Source organism: Sphingomonas carotinifaciens, assembly GCF_009789535.1.
In the GTDB taxonomy this organism is placed as follows: Bacteria; Pseudomonadota; Alphaproteobacteria; order Sphingomonadales; family Sphingomonadaceae; genus Sphingomonas; species Sphingomonas carotinifaciens.
Map to the genome: position 1 here is coordinate 2,083,095 of NZ_WSUT01000005.1, position 15,955 is coordinate 2,099,049.

Here is a 15,955-nt window from a genome sequence, read left to right on the forward strand (position 1 = left end):
GTCCGGCATGTCGAACATGACCAAGCGCATCCTGGCGAGCCTCGTCATGATCGCGGTCGCCAGCCTGTGCCTGGTTGCGGGTGGGCTGCTCTTCTGGCTGCTCGCCGTTGTCGTCGCCTTGTTCATGATGGCGGAATGGTCGGACCTGCATCAGGCCGATGCCAAGGCAAAGCGCATGGCGCAGTTTGCGCTGTCCGTGCCGCTGGCGATCATGGCGCCGGAACTTGCGGCTGGTCCGGGCTTCTTTGCGCTCGGCCTGATTGCCGGCGCGTTCTTCTTCGTCACCATCGTCTCGCGGCGCCCGGCGCTGGGCGCGGGCGTTCTTTATGTCGGCCTGCCAGTCTTTTCGCTGCTACTGATCCGCGAACAGCCCAATGGGCTTGTGCTGGCGCTATGGGCGATGGCGCTGGTCTGGGCATGCGATAGCGGCGCCTTCTTTACCGGCCGCACCTTTGGCGGTCCCAAGCTCGCCCCGTCGATCAGCCCTGCAAAGACCTGGTCCGGTCTTCTCGGCGGCGTTGTTCTTGCGACCCTGCTGGCGGCCGTGATGGAGGCCTTCTTCGACCTGCCGCTGCGCCTGACCATCGCCACGCCGTTCCTGGCGGTGCTGGCACAAGGTGGCGACCTGTTTGAAAGCGCGCTCAAGCGGCGCGCCGGCGTGAAGGATTCAGGCAATGTCCTGCCCGGTCATGGCGGGGTGCTGGACCGGCTGGACGGCGTCGTACCGGTGGCGCCGATCGCGGCGCTTCTCGTGATCGCACCGCGGCTGATCTGATGCGCACCGTCACCATCCTTGGCGCGACCGGGTCGGTCGGTACCTCGACGCTCGACCTGATCGAACGAGAGCCGGACAAGTTTCGCGTGCGGGCGCTGACCGCCAATTGCGATGTCGTGAAGCTCGCGGCCGCCGCGCGGCGCACCAACGCGGAACTGGCGGTGGTCGCGGACGAAAGCTGCGTGCTGGCACTGCGCGACGCATTGGCTGGTACCGCGACGCAGGTGGCTGGGGGGGCGCAGGCGGTGTGCGAGGCAGCGGCTCTGGGCGCGGACTGGACGATGGGCGCTATCGTCGGCTGTGCGGGGATGAAGCCCGCAATGGCAGCGATCGAGCGGGGCGGCACGGTGGTGCTGGCCAACAAGGAGCCGCTGGTATCCGCGGGCGAGCTGATCCTGGCCGCGGCGGCGCGCAGCGGTGCGACGCTGCTGCCGGCGGACAGCGAGCATAATGCCATCTATCAATGCTTCGATTTCGCGCGGCCCGAGCGCGTCCGGCGGATCATATTGACGGCGAGCGGCGGCCCGTTCCGCGACAAGACGCGTGAAGAGATGGCGCGCATGACGCCCGAACAGGCGGTCGCACACCCCAACTGGTCGATGGGCGCCAAGATCTCGATCGATTCGGCGACGATGATGAACAAGGGGCTGGAGCTGATCGAGGCGGCGCGCCTGTTCCCCGTGCCCGAGGAGCGGATCGAGATCGTCGTCCATCCGCAATCGGTCATCCACTCTGCGGTCGATTATATCGATGGATCGATGCTGGCGCAGTTGGGTCCGTCGGACATGCGGGTGCCGATCGCGCATTGTCTGGCCTGGCCGGACCGGATGGCGACGCCGATGGCCCCGCTCGATCTGGTCGCCCTCGGCCGGCTCGATTTCGCGGCGCCCGATCCGGTGCGCTTCCCTGCGTTGCGGCTGGCGCGCGAGGCGCTGATCGCGGGTGGTGCCCGGCCGGCAATCCTGAACGCCGCGAACGAAATTGCGGTCGCGGCCTTCCTGGCCCGTCGCATCGGCTTCCTCGAAATTGCCGCAATCGTCGAGGATATACTGGAGCGTTACGACCCGGCCCCGCCGGATACGCTTGATGCGGTACTCGCAATCGATGCGCATGCGAGGGTATTGGCGGGCGAACGCGTAGAGGATTGCGTCGTTTGATCGAGACTCCCGGTTTCCTGTTGACCATTCTCGCCTTCGTGCTCGTCATCGGCCCGCTCGTGTTCGTTCACGAAATGGGTCATTACCTTGCCGGCCGCTGGTTCGGGGTGAAGGCGGACGCCTTCTCCATCGGCTTCGGTCGCGAGGTGGCGGGTTTCACCGACAAGCGCGGCACCCGCTGGAAGATCGGCTGGCTGCCGCTGGGTGGTTACGTCAAGTTTTCGGGCGACATGAACCCGGCCAGCCAGCCCAGTGCCGAATGGCTGTCGATGCCGGCCGAGGAGCGGCAGCGCACCTTTCAAGCCAAGCCCGTATGGCAGCGCGCGATCATCGTCGCGGCAGGCCCGGCGATCAACTTTGCCGCGGCGATCCTGATCCTGGCGGGTTTCGCGCTGGCTTATGGCGAGGCGGTGATGCCGCCGGTGGCAGGGGCCGTCGCCCCGAACAGCGCCGCGGCCGCGGCGGGGCTTCGCACAGGCGACCGGGTCACCGCACTCGATGGTCGGCCGATCGACGATTTTGCCGACATGGTGCGCTTCATCCAGATTCGGGCCGGTGAGCGGGTGCGCGTCGATCTCGTCCGCGACGGCCAGCCGACCTCGGTGGAGGCGGTGATCGCCACCGATCTGCAACGCGATCGCTTCGGCAACGAGTATCGCATCGGTCGCCTCGGCTTGCTCGGCCCGAAGCCGGAGATACAGCCGGTCGGTTTGTTGCGCGCGCCCGTCGTGGCGGTGCAGCGCACCGGGCAGATCGTATCGATGATGGTGGAAACGCTGGGCCAGGTCATTACCGGCCGCCGCTCGGTCAAGGAGTTGGGCGGGCCGTTGTCGATCGCCAAGGTTTCCGGCGAGCAAATGGCGCTCGGGCTCGACGCCTTCGTGTTCCTGATCGCGCTGGTGTCCATCAATCTGGGGTTCATCAATTTGCTGCCAGTGCCGATGCTCGATGGCGGTCATCTGCTGTTCTACGCGATCGAGGCGGTGCGGCGGCGACCGCTCGGCCCCGATGCGCAGGAATGGGCATTTCGTGGCGGAATGCTGGCGATCCTGGCGCTGATGCTGTTCGTGACGTTCAACGATCTGGGTAATCTGGGCCTGTGGCAGAATCTCGCCGGCTTGATCGGGTGAGCAAGCTGGGGCAGGGCGGCGAACGCAGGGGTCGGTTCGACTTTTCTGGGGTGGGTTTGGTGACAGCGATGACTGGTATGAAGATCGTGCGCGCGGGCGCTGTGCTGCTGGCGGGTACGGCGCTGTCGGGCGTTCCTGCCCTTGCGCAGACCGCGCCGGCAAGGCCGGGCGCCGCCGCTGCCTCCGCGCAGGCGCCCGCCGCGGTGCCGAGCGTGGCACCGGCACCGGTTCGCACCATCAAGACGTTGCGAGTCGAGGGTGCGCAGCGCATCGAGCCCGAGACGGTGCTGTCCTATACCAAGCTGCGCGTCGGCATTCCCTACACACCGGAAACGCTGGATCAGGCGCTCAAGGACCTGCAGGCCAGCGAGTTGTTCGCCGATTTCTCGATTGCCGGCGTCGAGACGGGCGACATTGTGCTGCGCGTGCGCGAGAACCCGATCATCAACCGCGTGATCCTTGAGGGCAACAAGCGCCTCAAGAACGACAAGATCACCAAGGAAATCCGGCTGGCCCCGCGCCAGATCTTCACGCGTACCGCGGTCCGTCAGGACGTGGCGCGCATTGTCGAGCTGTATCGCCGTCAGGGCCGGTTCGGCGCGGTGGTCGAACCGAAGATGGTCAGCCTCGACCAGAACCGCGTCGACGTAGTGTTCGAGATCAGCGAGGGTCCGAAGTCCAAGGTCCGCCAGATCAACATTCTGGGCAACGAAAAATTCTCCGACGATCAGTTGCGCGGCGAGATGGCGACCAAGCAGTCGCGCTGGTTCCGCCTGCTGTCGTCCAACACCTCCTACGACCAGGACCGGCTGGCCTATGACCAGCAGAAGCTGCGCCAGTTCTACCTGACCGAGGGCTATGCCGATTTTCGCGTGACCAGCGCGGTGGCCGAGCTGACCCCGGACAAGCAGGACTTCATCATCACCTATGTGGTGGAGGAAGGGCCGCGCTATAAGTTCGGCGACGTGGCGGTCGACAGCCAGATCCGCGATTTCGACAATACGAAGCTTGCCGCGTCGCTGCCGATGAAGAAGGACGACTGGTACAATGCCAAGCTGGTCGAGGACTCGGTCGAAAGCCTGAGCCAGACCGCCGGCCTGTTCGGCTATGCCTTCACCGATGTGAATCCGGAGTTCCAGCGGGATCGCGAGGCGCTGACCATGTCGGTCACGTTCAACATCGCCGAAGCCAAGCGCACCTATGTCGAGCGCATCGAGATCAACGGCAACACGCAGACGCAGGACAAGGTCGTGCGGCGTGAAATCCGTCTGGCCGAGGGCGACGCGTTCAACAGCTTCCAGGTGCGCCGTTCGCAGGACCGCATCAACTCGCTCGGCTATTTCCAGGACAAGCTGGAGATCAAGCAGAACCCCGGTTCCGCCCCCGATCGACTGGTGCTGGAGACGAATGTCGAGGAGCGCTCGACCGGCGAGTTGCAGCTGTCCGCCGGCTATTCGTCGCTCGAACGCTTCATCATCCAGGCGAACATCACGCAGCGCAATTTCCGCGGCAAGGGCCAGGAACTCCGCGCCGGCGTGAACTATTCGGCCTATTCCAAATCGGTCGAACTGGGCTTCACCGAGCCGTACGTGTTCGACAAGAACATCGCGATGGGCGTGGATATCTTCCGCCGCGACTTCAACGCGTTCAACTTTATTGGCACCAATCGCCAGACCACCTACAGCCAGGTGTCAACCGGCTTCCAGGTGCGCGCGGGCGTGCCGTTGACCGAATATTGGTCGCTGTCCGGTCGCTATGGCCTGACCTATGACGAGGTCGGTCTCGCCGATTCCTTCTTCAACGCGGCGGGCGAGTGCGACGTCACCATCGCCGGCCGGTATCTGTGCGAGCAGCTCGGTAATCGCTGGACCTCGTCGGTCGGTTACTCGCTGATCTATGACAGCTTGAACAGCCGCCTGCGCCCGACGGCGGGCCATCGCTTCTCGTTCAGCCAGGACTTTGCCGGTCTCGGCGGTGACGTGAAATATATCCGTACCCGCGCCGAGGGCTCGAAGTTCAAGGGGCTGGGCAGCGGCTTCGTCCTGTCGTGGCTGGGCGAAGGCGGTTACATCCACTCGTTGGAGAGCAGCCGTGGCGTCGGCATCGATCCCGTGCGCATCACCGACCGCTTCTATCTGGGCGAGCCGCAGTTCCGCGGGTTCGATATTCGTGGCATCGGTCCGCGCGTTCAGCGTCGTTTCTTTACTGGCAGTGCAGCCGACGGTACGCAGACGCTTGTCACCGATCGCAATCAGCTCGTCGATGACGCACTGGGCGGCAAGGCCTACTACCTGACGCGTCTCGAATTGGAACTGCCGCTCGGTTCCGGTGCGCGTGAGATGGGGTTGCGGCCGTCGATCTACGTGCAGGCCGGTTCGCTGTTCGACCTGACCCGTCCGCGTCCGACCGCTGACCCGCCCTTCGAGCAGTTGCGCGATGCCAGTGGCAATCTGCTCTTCAACAGCGATGGATCGCCGACTCTGATCGGCAACATCCAGCGTGATGCGAACGGCAATGCACTGTATTCCATTGCAAGCACCGGACTGACCACGACATGCGCCACCGGCACGCTGGAGAATGGCGTCTGCACCGGCACTACGGTGAACACCCTGCTACGCACTTCGCCGTTCGTGGAGACTTACTACGGCGGCAGCTGGAAACCGCGTCTGTCGATTGGCATTGGCGTGAACTGGAACTCACCATTTGGCCCGCTGCGTATCGACCTCGCCAAGGCGCTGATTACCCAAGCCGGCGATGATCCCAAGCTCATCACCTTCAACGTAGGAACACAGTTCTGATGAAGACGTTCACGACTCTCCTCCTCGCCGCTGGCGTCCTTGCTGCGGCTCCGGCCGCCGCGCAGGTCGGTGGTGTCGCCGTTGCCGATCCGCAGGGTGCGATCGCCAACTCGCGCGCCTGGACCGCTGCCCGCACCCAGATCGAGACGACCTACAAGGCGCAGCTCGACCAGGCCGAAGCACGCCGTCAGGCCCTGTCGACCGAGTTGCAGCCGCTGATCCAGCAGTTCAACACCGCCCGTTCGGCGCCCAACGCCAACCAGCAGGCGCTGCAGACTCAGGCGCAGCAGATCCAGACGCGCGAAACCGCTGCGAACCAGGAGCTTCAGCGCCTGACCCAGCCGGCACAGCGTGCGCAGGCCTATGCCATCGAGCAGATCCAGAACCGTCTGGGCGAAGCGGTGCAGAGCGCCGTCCGCGCCAAGAATGTCAGCCTGCTCGTCTCGCCGCAGGCGGTGTTGTTCATGCAGCCGACCGCCGACATCACTGCGGCCGTGACGGCCGAGCTCGATCGTCTGGTCCCGACCGTCAACACCACGCCGCCGGCCAATTGGCAGCCGGGCCAGGGCGGTCAGGCCGCCGGTGCTGCGCCGGCCGGTGCGGCGCCCGCCGCGACGCCGGCTCCGGCCGCCACCGGTAACCGCCGCAACAGCGGCCGGTGAGCGACGCGGTGACTGACGAGGTGAAATCCGCCATGGGCCCGTTCGATATCGGGCGGGTCATGGCGGCGCTTCCGCACCGCTATCCCATGCTGTTGATCGACCGTGTCGAAAGCCTCGTGCCCGACACGTCGATCACGGCGATCAAGGCGGTGACGATCAACGAGGGCTTTTTCCAGGGGCACTTCCCCGGCCGGCCGATCATGCCGGGCGTGCTGATCGTCGAGGCGCTGGCACAGGCTGCTGGTGTTCTGGCGGTGGAAAGCCTGGGCCTCGCCGGATCGGGCAAGCTCGTCTATTTCATGGCGATCGACGGTGCCAAGTTCCGCAAGCCGGTCGAACCCGGCGTGCTGCTGCAACTGGAGGCGACGTTCGTCCAGAAGCGGGCCACCGTCTGCAAGTTCGCCGGTGTCGCCAAGGTCGACGGAAAGGTCGTGGCCGAGGCGAACTTCACCGCGATGATCGCCGATCCGCCGAAGGCCACCTGATCCTCATTCGATACGGCGTTTGACCGTGCGGCGCCCGTTCGCTATGGGCGCCGCTTCGCATTCCCGGCTGGTCGGAACCAGCCACGCAGGAGCTACCACCATGAAGACCGATACCCATCCCGACTACCACATGATCAAGGTCCAGATGACCGACGGCACTGTGTTCGAAACCCGCTCCACCTGGGGCAAGGAAGGCGACACGATGCAGCTCGACATCGACCCGCTGGCGCACCCCGCCTGGACCGGTGGCCGTGGCCAGATGCTGGACGCGGGCGGCCAGGTCGCACGCTTCAACAAGCGTTTCGGTGGTGGCCTGACGCTGCGCAAGTAAGCGCCAAGGTCGTACGCTTCGGGAATGGCCCGGCTTCCACGAGGAAGCCGGGCCATTTTTGTTTGCGGGCGGATCGGTCAGCGCACCCGTTTCACGAACAGGCGGCCGTCCGGGCGACGCTCGGTCTGGAAATTGGGTACGGCCTTGATGAGATCGGAAAGCTGGCGAAATCCGTAGTTGCGCGCGTCGAAGCTGGAGCGGTTCCCGGCCAGCTGGCCCATTGCAGAGAGGCTGACAAAGCCCCGATCGTCGCGCTTGACCGAGGTATAGGCATCGATCAACAGCTTCAGCAAATCCTCGTCCACCGGGCGGACCGCGCTCTCGGTTGTTCGTGCCTCGATCGGGGGCGGCAGCGACTCGGACAACGGCACATCGGCGGGGGAGGGCTTGGGCCGCTCGGTCAGTGCGGTCACGTCGATGAAGCGGGTGCAGGCCTGTCGGAATGCCTCCGGCGTGCGCGAACTACCGAAGCCGTAGACGGGGATGCCATCCTGGCGGATGCGCATCGCCAGCGGCATGAAGTCGCTGTCCGAAGACATGATGCCGAACCCCTGAACCCGGCCGCGGAACAGCAGGTCCATCGCGTCGATCGTCATCTTCATGTCGGTGGCGTTCTTGCCCTTGGTCAGGTCGAACTGCTGTTGCGGCTCGATGCCATGCTTGACCGACATGTCGCGCCAGCCCTTCAGGCCGGGCTTGGACCAGTTGCCATAGGCCCGGCGGACGTTGACGGTGCCCAGTTCGGCCAGCACCGTCAGTACCGGATCAAGCGCGGACGGCGTGGCGTTGTCCGCATCGATCAGAAGCGCGATGTTACGCGCCGGTACGTCGTCCGCCATGGCCGTCCTTATTCGTTGCCGCCCCGCCGATCGGAGGGATAGGCCGTGTTGTTAGCAATCGCGCTTTCCTTTGTAACGCGGTCAGGTGCTTCGGGATCTTCGACCTCGCGGGTCAGGTCGTTCTGCGTCCCGACGTCCGTCGCAAGCCGGCCGCCTGCATGGCCGACTGCATCCGGCGAGCGATCGGCTGCGTCGATGATCGCGCTGTCGTCATGATCACGCGCGCTGGTCGTGCGGGGATTTTCCATCGTCTCTCTCCTGTCGTTGCAAGGAGATAACCGGCGGTGGGACGGCCCCGTTCCTCAGGCCGCCGGGTAGGTGATGGCGATGACCTCATATTCCCGCTCGCCCGCGGGCAGATGGACCCGGCGCAGATCGCCGATCGCGGCACCTCGCAGTGCACGGGCGATCGGCGCGTTCCATCCGATGCGGCCCCGGCCCGCTTCCGCCTCGTCGTCGCCGACCAGCGTGAGGATGCGTTCCTGATCGTCCTCGTCGACGATGGTGGCGGTAGCGCCGAACCAGATGCGCGTCCGGTCCTCCTGACGGACCGGGTCCACCACCTTGGCAGCCTTCATCCGCTTCGACAGCCAGCCGAGCCGCCGATCGATCTCGCGCAGCCTTTTGCGACCATAGATATAGTCGCCATTCTCCGATCGATCGCCATTGCCCGCCGCCCAAGCGATGGTATCGACCAGCCGCGGCCGCTCGGTGCCGAACAGTTGCTCATATTCGGCACGCAGCGCGGCGTACCCGGCCGGCGTGATGTAGTGGGGTCTGTCCGTCACGGATCGCGCGATCAGCCCGGCCGCCCGGACTTGCCCAGATACCAGCTCAGCGGGGTCTTCGTGCCCCGGCTCTTGGCGCGCGCCGGGTTCATCAGATCGTACACCACCGCGTTTTCCAGCACACGCTGCACGTAATTGCGCGTTTCCATGTACGGAATCTGCTCGATCCAGTCGACGATGTCGATTGCTCCGGTACGCGGGTCACCGTTCTGGCGCAGCCACTTGTTCACGTTGCCGCCGCCGGCATTATAGGCCGCGATCGCCAGCGGATAGCTGCCGTAATTGCCGAAAATCCGCTCGAAATAGCTGGAGCCGAGCTGGATCGACAGGTTGGGGTCGGTGGTCAGCGCCGCGGGGGAGTAGGACAGGCCGATCTTGCCCGACTGTTCGGCGGCGGTGGCGGGCATCAACTGCATCAGCCCGCGCGCGCCGGCATGGCTGACCGCGGCACGATCGAACTGGCTTTCCTGGCGCGCGATGGCGTGAATCAGCGTCCAGTTGCCTTCATAGCCCTGCGGCACCGGTACGGTGGGGAAGCCGGCGGCAGAATAATCGGTCAGGCCGTTCTGCATCGCGCTGCGTCCGACCATGACGGCCAGGTCCGGCCTTCCGATCTGCCGCGACAGGTCGGCGGCGAGCCAGTGATCGGTTTCCGTCGTCGCATCGGCTGCGATCTGGCGGACGAATGCGCTTTGATCCTGATATTGGCCGATCTGGCCCAGGAAGCGGGCTGCGCGCACCACCTCGCGATTGGCGAAGGCTTGTTGGACCGCGGGGGCAATCGCCGGCGCGGCGATGGCCGGCGGCGCCGTCAAGGGCTGACCGGTGCGCTCCAGCGACAACTGGCCGTAGAACTGATCGCGATAACCGGCTGCCTGAGCGTAGAACGCCGCGGCTTCGCTGGTGCGACCGGCGGCCTCGGCCGCGCGACCCGCCCAGTAAAAGCCCTTGGCGCGGGTCTGCGGCGACTGGCTGCCCCGGCCATAGCGTTCGAACAGCACCATCGCGTCGGCGGGACGGTTCAGCTTCATCGCCGTCTGCCCACCCAGCCATACCAGGCTGGTATAATCGTCGCGCTCGCCATAGGGCTTGGTCGAGACGTCGGTGCCGGCGGGATAGGCGTCGTCCACCTGCCGCGCGATGTCATAGGCGATCTGCAACTGGTTGTCCGCAGCGGCCGCGCGTGCGTTGACGAGCAGTGCCTCATACCATTTCTCGACATTGCCCGGCCGGCTGGCGAGCGTGCGCGGGCGGGCAAGCCAGCCGCGGGCAGTGGGGCTGGCGCCGCTGTTGCGCAACCATGTCGCGCGGTCCGCGATGTAGCCGGGATCATTGGCGTAGAGCGCCTGTGTCGAGGCCGACAGGTTGGACGCGTTGGCGGCATTGGTGCGAAAGGCCAGCCGCGCCTCGAAGATCGGGCGCTTGGCCGTGCTGGTGAAGCCGATCTGGCGGGCGGCAACGCTGGTCGCGCCTTGCCACAGCAGCGCATCCATCCGCTGGTCGTGATCGTCGGGTGTCAGCGCGCTGCCGAAGCTGGACAGGACCAGGGCCTCGTCGGTCGGGGAAAGCGGACCACGGCGCCATGCGGTGCGTGCGGCCTGCGCTGCCTCCGCACTAGCGCCCGTCGCTTGCAATGCACGGGCGAAGGCGACGCCACCGGCGGCACTTTGTGGCGGGAAGCGCCGGAAATAGGCGACGATATTGGCAGGCGCCGCGGTGAAGTTCGCCGCCTGCCGCTCCGCTGCGCGCCGGTTGCTCGTCTCGCCCGGCCAGCCGGGATGCGCCATCAGGAAGCCGGCATAGCTGTCGAAGGGCAGCGAATCGGTCTGTTGCAGCGCGCGCCATTGCGCGAGTGCCGCGGCGATCGTGCCATCGGCGGGCATTGCGCTGGCGGTCTGGGCACTGGGCGGCATGTTCGCCATCTGCGTGCGGTAGCGGTCGAGCTGATCCTGCGACTGGCTGTTCTGTTGGGGAGGAAGGGCCACGCCGGCAAAGGCCGCCAGCATCATCACGGGTTTCAAAGCAGTCACCATGCTGGACAGAATAAGGCCCCGACCCGTACATGTCCTGAACAAATTGGCCCATCAGTGCAGCAGGAGCACATTTTCTTCCATGTTCTCAGGATCGATTCCCGCACTGGTGACGCCGTTCGCGGACACGGGCGACCATGTTGGTGGCGCGTTTGACGAGGGGGTGTTTCGGGCCTTTGTCGAGTGGCAGATCGAGCAGGGGTCGACCGCGCTGGTCGCGTGCGGGACGACGGGCGAGGCGGCGACCATGCCCAAGGACGAGCATTTCCGGGTGGTGCGGGCCTGTGTCGAGCAGGCGGCGGGGCGGGTGCCGGTGATCGCGGGCGCCGGTTCGAACGACACGGGCGTGGCGGCGGCCAATCTTCAGGCGGCCAAGGACGCAGGAGCGGACGCCGCGCTGATGGTGCCGCCCTATTACAACCGGCCGAGTCAGGAGGGGATCGCACGCCACTTCGCGGTGCTCGCCGAGCGGTCGCCGCTGCCGATCGTGCTCTACAATGTGCCCGGCCGCACCGTGACCGATATCCAGCCGGCGACGCTTGTCCGCATCGTATCTGCCGCGCCGGAGGTCTTTGTCGGCGTGAAGGACGCCAGCGGCGCGCTCGCCCGCGTGTCGCAACACCGCGCCGGTCTGGGCGAGGGCTTCTGCCAGTTGTCGGGCAACGACGATCTGGCGCTGGCGTTCAACGCCATGGGCGGGGTGGGGTGCATCTCGGTCACCGCCAATGTCGCGCCGCGCCTGTGCGCGGATTTCCAGGCGGCCTGTGCAGCCGGAGACGGGGCGCGGGCCTTGGCGCTGCATGACAAGCTGTTCCCGCTGCACGACGCGATGTTCACCGATGCCTCGCCGGGGCCGGTGAAGTACGCATTGTCGCGCGTGTGGCCTGACATGCCGATGGGCCTGCGTTTGCCGATGACCTGGCCGTCGGACGCTGCCCGTGCAGCGGTTGACGCCGCGTTGGCGCATGCGGGGTTGGTGTAAGGCAGGATTGTTGGTTCACGCGAAGACGCGAAGCCGCGAAGAAGAAGTTATGTGTTCACGCGGAGACGCGGAGACGCGGAGAGTGGCACTAGCGGCCCCTGCGGCGTGTCCTCTCGATCGGGAGACGATCGCGGACGTCGACGAGGATCGGGAGCCTTCGGCTCGAGATATTCCGCGCCTCCGCGTGAATACATCTTCTTCGCGTCTTCGCGCCTTCGCGTGAACAAAACTTCTACGAACGCGCCATCATCCCGCCCAAATCATAGCGCAGCCTGCGCAACATCACAGGGACGGGAGACCCATGCGATGTTGCCCACGCTGCTGTTCGGCCTGCAAGCGGTGTCCGGCCCGGTGCTGCCCGTGCCGAAGGTCCTGCGCGCCGCGCCGGGCTGCGACCGATCGGCGGACGGGGACGAGGTCGTCGTGTGCGCCCGCACCGATCAGCCCGATCGCCTGAAACCGGTGCCCGAGCGCTACACCGAGCCGACCCTCCCCAAGGCGGAGGTCCGCGTGTTCGGCAATGCCAAGCTGTCCGCCGAAACCGAACAGGCCGGCGTTGGCGGTTTTCCCAGCAACCGGGCGATGATGCGGCTGAAAATCCCGTTCTGATCCCGCCCCGTGTCGCGCGCCCGCTTTTCACGAGGCCTGCGACCGCCTACATCCCCGGTCCCATGCGTCCCAAACCCCGTACCTTCGACAAGAAGAAGATCGTTGCCGAGAACCGGCGCGCCCGCTTCGATTATGCCATCGACACGACGTACGAGGCAGGCATCGCCCTGACCGGTACGGAGGTGAAGTCGCTCCGTTTCGGCGAAGGCTCGATCGCGGAGTCCTATGCCGAGGTGAAGGGCAGCGAGGTGTGGCTGATCAACAGCAACGTGCCCGAATTCAGCCATGGCAACCGCTTCAATCATGAAGCGAAGCGCCCGCGTAAACTCCTCCTTCACGAGCGGGAGATCAACAAGCTCCACGGGGCGGTCGCGCGCGAGGGGATGACCCTGGTGCCGCTGACCGTATATTTCAATTCGCAAGGACGCGCCAAGGTGGAACTGGCACTGGCCAAGGGCAAGAAGGCGCACGACAAGCGCGAAACGATCAAGGAGCGCGACTGGAAGCGCGAGCAGGGCCGTATCCTGCGCGACCGGGGCTGATGGCCAGCGCGGCGCCCACCATGTGGTCCCGCACCGTCGCGTGGATGCGGCGCAACATGCCGACGCGCGACAGCATGGAGCAGAGCCGCCTGCTCCGCCCCGTCGCTCACCGCGTGCTGGCGCCCGAACTGTGGCGCTTCACCCGCCGGTCGGTGCCGCGCGGCGTGGCGCTGGGCATGGTGGCGGGGTTCCTGTTCCCGGTCGCACAGATCGCCATCGCCGCCCTGTTCGCGCTGCCGGCCCGTGCAAATGTGCCGGTCGCGGCGCTGACCACCTTTATCACCAATCCGCTGACCACCCCGATCCTGTGGTACATCGCCTATCAGATCGGGCATTGGCTGCTTCGCACGGACACGCCGCTGATCGCGCAGCCGGTGGCGGAAACCGCGACCGGCTGGCTGCAATGGGCGACCGGCGCGTTCCACTGGCTGTGGGAGCAGGGGCCGGCCTTTGGCCTGGGGCTGTGCGTGCTGACCGCGGCGTGCGCGATACTGGGCTATGCCGGCACCGCGCTCGGCTGGCGTCTGTGGATCGCGCACAAATGGCGGGTGCGCCACCGTTTGGGCCATCGCTGCGGAAAATAAGGTCGCAAGCCTTGCCGTAAATCTATTGGAGCGGCCGTGCTACCCGGTTAGAACACGCAGCATCGAAGCGCCTTCATGTAAAAGGACCGTTGATGCGTACGTCGATTCTCGTCGCCTGCCTGCTCGCCTCTACTGCCGCATTCGCACAAAGCCAGACCAACCAGACCCGCACCGTGGGCAAGGCAGCGACCGGCCCGGTCGCCCCTGCCAGCGCGAACAAGCCGCAGATCGGCGACTTTGGCTTCGACATGGCCGGCCGTGACCTGAGCGTGAAGCCGGGCACCGACTTCTTCGATCATTCCAGCGGCACCTGGTACAAGGCGACCGAGATCCCCGCGGATCGCTCGTCCTATGGCATGTTCCACGTTCTCCAGGACCTGTCGCTGGAGCGGACGCGGACCATCCTCGACGAAGCGGCCAAGCGTCCGGGCGACAAGGTCGGTGATTTCTACACCAGCTTCATGGACGAGGCGGCGGTGAACGCAAAGGGCGTCGCCCCCGTCAAGCCGATGATCGCCACGCTGGCCGGCGCCAAGGACAAGACCGCGCTGGTGCAGGCGATGGCCGCACTCCAGCGGCAGGGCGTCGGCGGTCTGTTCGGTACCTATGTCGGCCAGGACGACAAGGCGCCCGACACCTATATCGTCAGCTTCGGCCAGTCGGGCCTCGGCCTGCCCGATCGCGACTATTATCTGAAGGACGATGCCAAGCTGGCGGCGATCCGCACCGCATACCAGGCCTATCTGGCGCAGATGCTGACGCTGGCGGGCGAGCCGAACGCGCAGGCACGCGCCGCCGCCGTGTTCAACCTGGAAAAGGCGATCGCGACCGCGCACTGGACGCGCATCGAGAGCCGCGACGCGGACAAGACCTACAACAAGTGGACCGCGGCCGATTTCGCCGCCAAGGCGCCGGGCTTCCCCTGGGCGCAGTATATGACCGCGCTCGGCACCGCCAACCGCCCGGCCTATCTGGTGGCGCAACCCAGCGCGGTCACCGGCGAGGCGAAGGCCTTTGCCGATGCGCCGCTGCCGGTCCTCAAGGACTTTGCGACGCTGAAGGTGCTGCGCGCCTATGCGCCCTATCTGTCGACCAATTTCGACAAGGCGAACTTCGCTTTCTACGGCACCACTCTGTCGGGCACGCCCGAGCAGCAGGTCCGCTGGAAGCGCGGCGTCAGCCTGGTGTCGGGCGGCATGGGCGAGGCGATCGGCCAGCAATATGTGGCGAAGTATTTCCCGCCGGAATCGAAGGCGGCGGCCGACGATCTGGTGAAGAACGTCATCGCCGCGATGGGTGAGCGGCTGCGCAATCTGGAATGGATGGCCCCCGAGACCAAGACGAAGGCGCTGGCCAAGCTCGCCGCCTTCACGCCCAAGATCGGCTATCCCGACCAGTGGCGCGATTATTCGGCGCTGCAGATCCGCCGCGACGATCTGGTCGGCAATGTCGCGCGCTCCAACGCGTTCGAATATCAGCGCGACCTGAACAAGCTCGGCAAGCCGATCGACCGTGCCGAATGGTTCATGACGCCGATGACCATCAACGCCTATGCCAACCCGACGATGAACGAGATCGTCTTCCCGGCCGCGATCCTCCAGCCGCCCTTCTTCGATCCGAAGGCGGATCCGGCGGTGAATTACGGCGGCATCGGCGCGGTGATCGGTCACGAGATCAGCCATCATTTCGACGATCAGGGCCGCAAGTACGACGCGACCGGCAAGCTGACCGACTGGTGGACGCCGCAGGATGTGGAGCGCTTCAAGAGCTTCACGGACAAGCTGGTCGCGCAATATGACGCCTATGAGCCGATCCCCGGCCAGCATGTGCAGGGCGGACTGACGCTGGGCGAGAACATCGCCGATCTCGCCGGCCTGACCGTGGCGCTGGATGCGTATCACAAGTCGCTGGGCGGCAAGCCGGCGCCGGTGATCGACGGCACGACGGGCGACCAGCGCTTCTATTATGGCTGGGCGCAGGTGTGGCGCACCAAGTTCCGCGAGCCCGCGCTGCGCCAGGCGCTGCTCTCCGACCCGCATGCACCGGGCCATCAGCGCGTGCTGACCGTGCGCAACCTAGACCCGTGGTATGCTTCGTTCGACGTGAAGCCGGGCACGGCGCTGTTCCTGACGCCCGAACAGCGCGTCCGCATCTGGTAATGCCCGCACCCCTCTCCCTTTGGGGAGGGGGGTGACTGGCGGGGCTGCCCGGCGGCGCCAGGCGCGGCGGGGCAGCCCCGGCCT

At 65.9% G+C, this 15,955-nt stretch carries 16 protein-coding genes; 12 read left to right on the top strand and 4 right to left on the bottom strand.

What is annotated here, in order from left to right:
• The first annotated feature begins 7 nt into the window (after window positions 1-7).
• The 7 genes from GQR91_RS11910 to rpmE all read left to right on the top strand — a co-directional run bounded on the left by GQR91_RS11910 (window position 8) and on the right by rpmE (window position 7,338).
• On the top strand, window positions 8-775 hold the full coding sequence (locus GQR91_RS11910) for a phosphatidate cytidylyltransferase (protein WP_149681974.1): 768 nt from the start codon (window positions 8-10) through the stop codon (window positions 773-775).
• A complete protein-coding gene (locus tag GQR91_RS11915) occupies window positions 775-1,932 on the top strand; it encodes a 1-deoxy-D-xylulose-5-phosphate reductoisomerase (protein WP_149681603.1) in 1,158 nt (385 codons plus the stop codon). Before GQR91_RS11910 ends, GQR91_RS11915 begins: the two co-directional genes overlap by 1 nt.
• Complete coding sequence (gene rseP, locus GQR91_RS11920; protein WP_149681602.1) at window positions 1,929-3,062, top strand: RIP metalloprotease RseP; 1,134 nt, start codon at window positions 1,929-1,931, stop codon at window positions 3,060-3,062. Before GQR91_RS11915 ends, rseP begins: the two co-directional genes overlap by 4 nt.
• Window positions 3,063-3,130: 68 nt before the next feature.
• A complete protein-coding gene (gene bamA, locus GQR91_RS11925; protein WP_249042537.1) occupies window positions 3,131-5,860 on the top strand; it encodes an outer membrane protein assembly factor BamA in 2,730 nt (909 codons plus the stop codon).
• Complete coding sequence (locus GQR91_RS11930) at window positions 5,860-6,522, top strand: OmpH family outer membrane protein (protein WP_149681601.1); 663 nt, start codon at window positions 5,860-5,862, stop codon at window positions 6,520-6,522. The genes bamA and GQR91_RS11930 overlap by 1 nt, the downstream gene beginning before the upstream one ends.
• A gap of 32 nt (window positions 6,523-6,554) precedes the next feature.
• Complete coding sequence (fabZ, locus tag GQR91_RS11935; RefSeq protein WP_149681972.1) at window positions 6,555-7,007, top strand: 3-hydroxyacyl-ACP dehydratase FabZ; 453 nt, start codon at window positions 6,555-6,557, stop codon at window positions 7,005-7,007.
• A 100-nt stretch (window positions 7,008-7,107) separates the two neighbouring features.
• Window positions 7,108-7,338, top strand: a complete 231-nt coding sequence (rpmE, locus tag GQR91_RS11940; RefSeq protein WP_112382645.1) for a 50S ribosomal protein L31 — start codon at window positions 7,108-7,110, stop codon at window positions 7,336-7,338.
• Window positions 7,339-7,415: 77 nt separating this feature from the next.
• Here rpmE and GQR91_RS11945 read toward each other — a convergent pair whose 3' ends face one another.
• The 4 genes from GQR91_RS11945 to GQR91_RS11960 are packed head-to-tail and all read right to left on the bottom strand — an operon-like array spanning window position 7,416 to window position 10,998.
• Window positions 7,416-8,177 carry an NYN domain-containing protein gene (locus tag GQR91_RS11945; protein WP_112382402.1) on the bottom strand — a complete coding sequence of 254 codons (762 nt, stop codon included), beginning with the start codon at window positions 8,175-8,177 and terminating at the stop codon, window positions 7,416-7,418.
• Window positions 8,178-8,185: 8 nt separating this feature from the next.
• On the bottom strand, window positions 8,186-8,425 hold the full coding sequence (locus GQR91_RS11950) for a hypothetical protein (protein WP_149681600.1): 240 nt from the start codon (window positions 8,423-8,425) through the stop codon (window positions 8,186-8,188).
• Window positions 8,426-8,479: 54 nt separating this feature from the next.
• Window positions 8,480-8,965, bottom strand: a complete 486-nt coding sequence (locus GQR91_RS11955) for a GreA/GreB family elongation factor (protein ID WP_149681599.1) — start codon at window positions 8,963-8,965, stop codon at window positions 8,480-8,482.
• An 11-nt stretch (window positions 8,966-8,976) separates the two neighbouring features.
• On the bottom strand, window positions 8,977-10,998 hold the full coding sequence (locus GQR91_RS11960) for a lytic transglycosylase domain-containing protein (protein ID WP_149681598.1): 2,022 nt from the start codon (window positions 10,996-10,998) through the stop codon (window positions 8,977-8,979).
• A gap of 79 nt (window positions 10,999-11,077) precedes the next feature.
• Here GQR91_RS11960 and dapA point away from each other — a divergent pair, with 79 nt between their 5' ends.
• The 5 genes from dapA (at window position 11,078) to GQR91_RS11985 (ending at window position 15,871) form a co-directional block, all read left to right on the top strand.
• Window positions 11,078-11,977 carry a 4-hydroxy-tetrahydrodipicolinate synthase gene (gene dapA / locus GQR91_RS11965; RefSeq protein WP_149681597.1) on the top strand — a complete coding sequence of 300 codons (900 nt, stop codon included), beginning with the start codon at window positions 11,078-11,080 and terminating at the stop codon, window positions 11,975-11,977.
• 306 nt (window positions 11,978-12,283) lie between these two features.
• Window positions 12,284-12,586, top strand: coding sequence for a hypothetical protein (locus GQR91_RS11970; RefSeq protein ID WP_149681596.1), 303 nt, complete (start codon window positions 12,284-12,286; stop codon window positions 12,584-12,586).
• Window positions 12,587-12,648: 62 nt separating this feature from the next.
• Entirely contained in the window at window positions 12,649-13,128 is a 480-nt protein-coding gene (smpB, locus tag GQR91_RS11975; RefSeq protein WP_112382396.1) for an SsrA-binding protein SmpB, read from the top strand.
• Entirely contained in the window at window positions 13,128-13,712 is a 585-nt protein-coding gene (locus GQR91_RS11980) for a DUF2062 domain-containing protein (protein ID WP_174236597.1), read from the top strand. The genes smpB and GQR91_RS11980 overlap by 1 nt, the downstream gene beginning before the upstream one ends.
• Before the next feature lie 92 nt (window positions 13,713-13,804).
• Window positions 13,805-15,871: a M13 family metallopeptidase gene (locus tag GQR91_RS11985; protein WP_149681595.1), complete on the top strand. Its 2,067-nt coding sequence runs from the start codon at window positions 13,805-13,807 to the stop codon at window positions 15,869-15,871.
• Window positions 15,872-15,955: the final 84 nt, after the last annotated feature.

Excerpts from the sequence above, each read along its gene's own strand:
- GQR91_RS11910 (WP_149681974.1), top strand. The coding sequence starts at position 8 with ATGTCGAACATGACCAAGCGCATCCTGGCGAGCCTCGTCATGATCGCG.
- GQR91_RS11915 (WP_149681603.1), top strand. The coding sequence starts at position 775 with ATGCGCACCGTCACCATCCTTGGCGCGACCGGGTCGGTCGGTACCTCG.
- bamA (WP_249042537.1), top strand. The coding sequence starts at position 3,131 with ATGACTGGTATGAAGATCGTGCGCGCGGGCGCTGTGCTGCTGGCGGGT.
- GQR91_RS11930 (WP_149681601.1), top strand. The coding sequence starts at position 5,860 with ATGAAGACGTTCACGACTCTCCTCCTCGCCGCTGGCGTCCTTGCTGCG.
- fabZ (WP_149681972.1), top strand. The coding sequence starts at position 6,555 with ATGGGCCCGTTCGATATCGGGCGGGTCATGGCGGCGCTTCCGCACCGC.
- rpmE (WP_112382645.1), top strand. The coding sequence starts at position 7,108 with ATGAAGACCGATACCCATCCCGACTACCACATGATCAAGGTCCAGATG.
- GQR91_RS11945 (WP_112382402.1), bottom strand. The coding sequence starts at position 8,177 with ATGGCGGACGACGTACCGGCGCGTAACATCGCGCTTCTGATCGATGCG.
- GQR91_RS11950 (WP_149681600.1), bottom strand. The coding sequence starts at position 8,425 with ATGGAAAATCCCCGCACGACCAGCGCGCGTGATCATGACGACAGCGCG.
- GQR91_RS11960 (WP_149681598.1), bottom strand. The coding sequence starts at position 10,998 with ATGGTGACTGCTTTGAAACCCGTGATGATGCTGGCGGCCTTTGCCGGC.
- dapA (WP_149681597.1), top strand. The coding sequence starts at position 11,078 with ATGTTCTCAGGATCGATTCCCGCACTGGTGACGCCGTTCGCGGACACG.
- GQR91_RS11970 (WP_149681596.1), top strand. The coding sequence starts at position 12,284 with ATGTTGCCCACGCTGCTGTTCGGCCTGCAAGCGGTGTCCGGCCCGGTG.
- smpB (WP_112382396.1), top strand. The coding sequence starts at position 12,649 with ATGCGTCCCAAACCCCGTACCTTCGACAAGAAGAAGATCGTTGCCGAG.
- GQR91_RS11980 (WP_174236597.1), top strand. The coding sequence starts at position 13,128 with ATGGCCAGCGCGGCGCCCACCATGTGGTCCCGCACCGTCGCGTGGATG.
- GQR91_RS11985 (WP_149681595.1), top strand. The coding sequence starts at position 13,805 with ATGCGTACGTCGATTCTCGTCGCCTGCCTGCTCGCCTCTACTGCCGCA.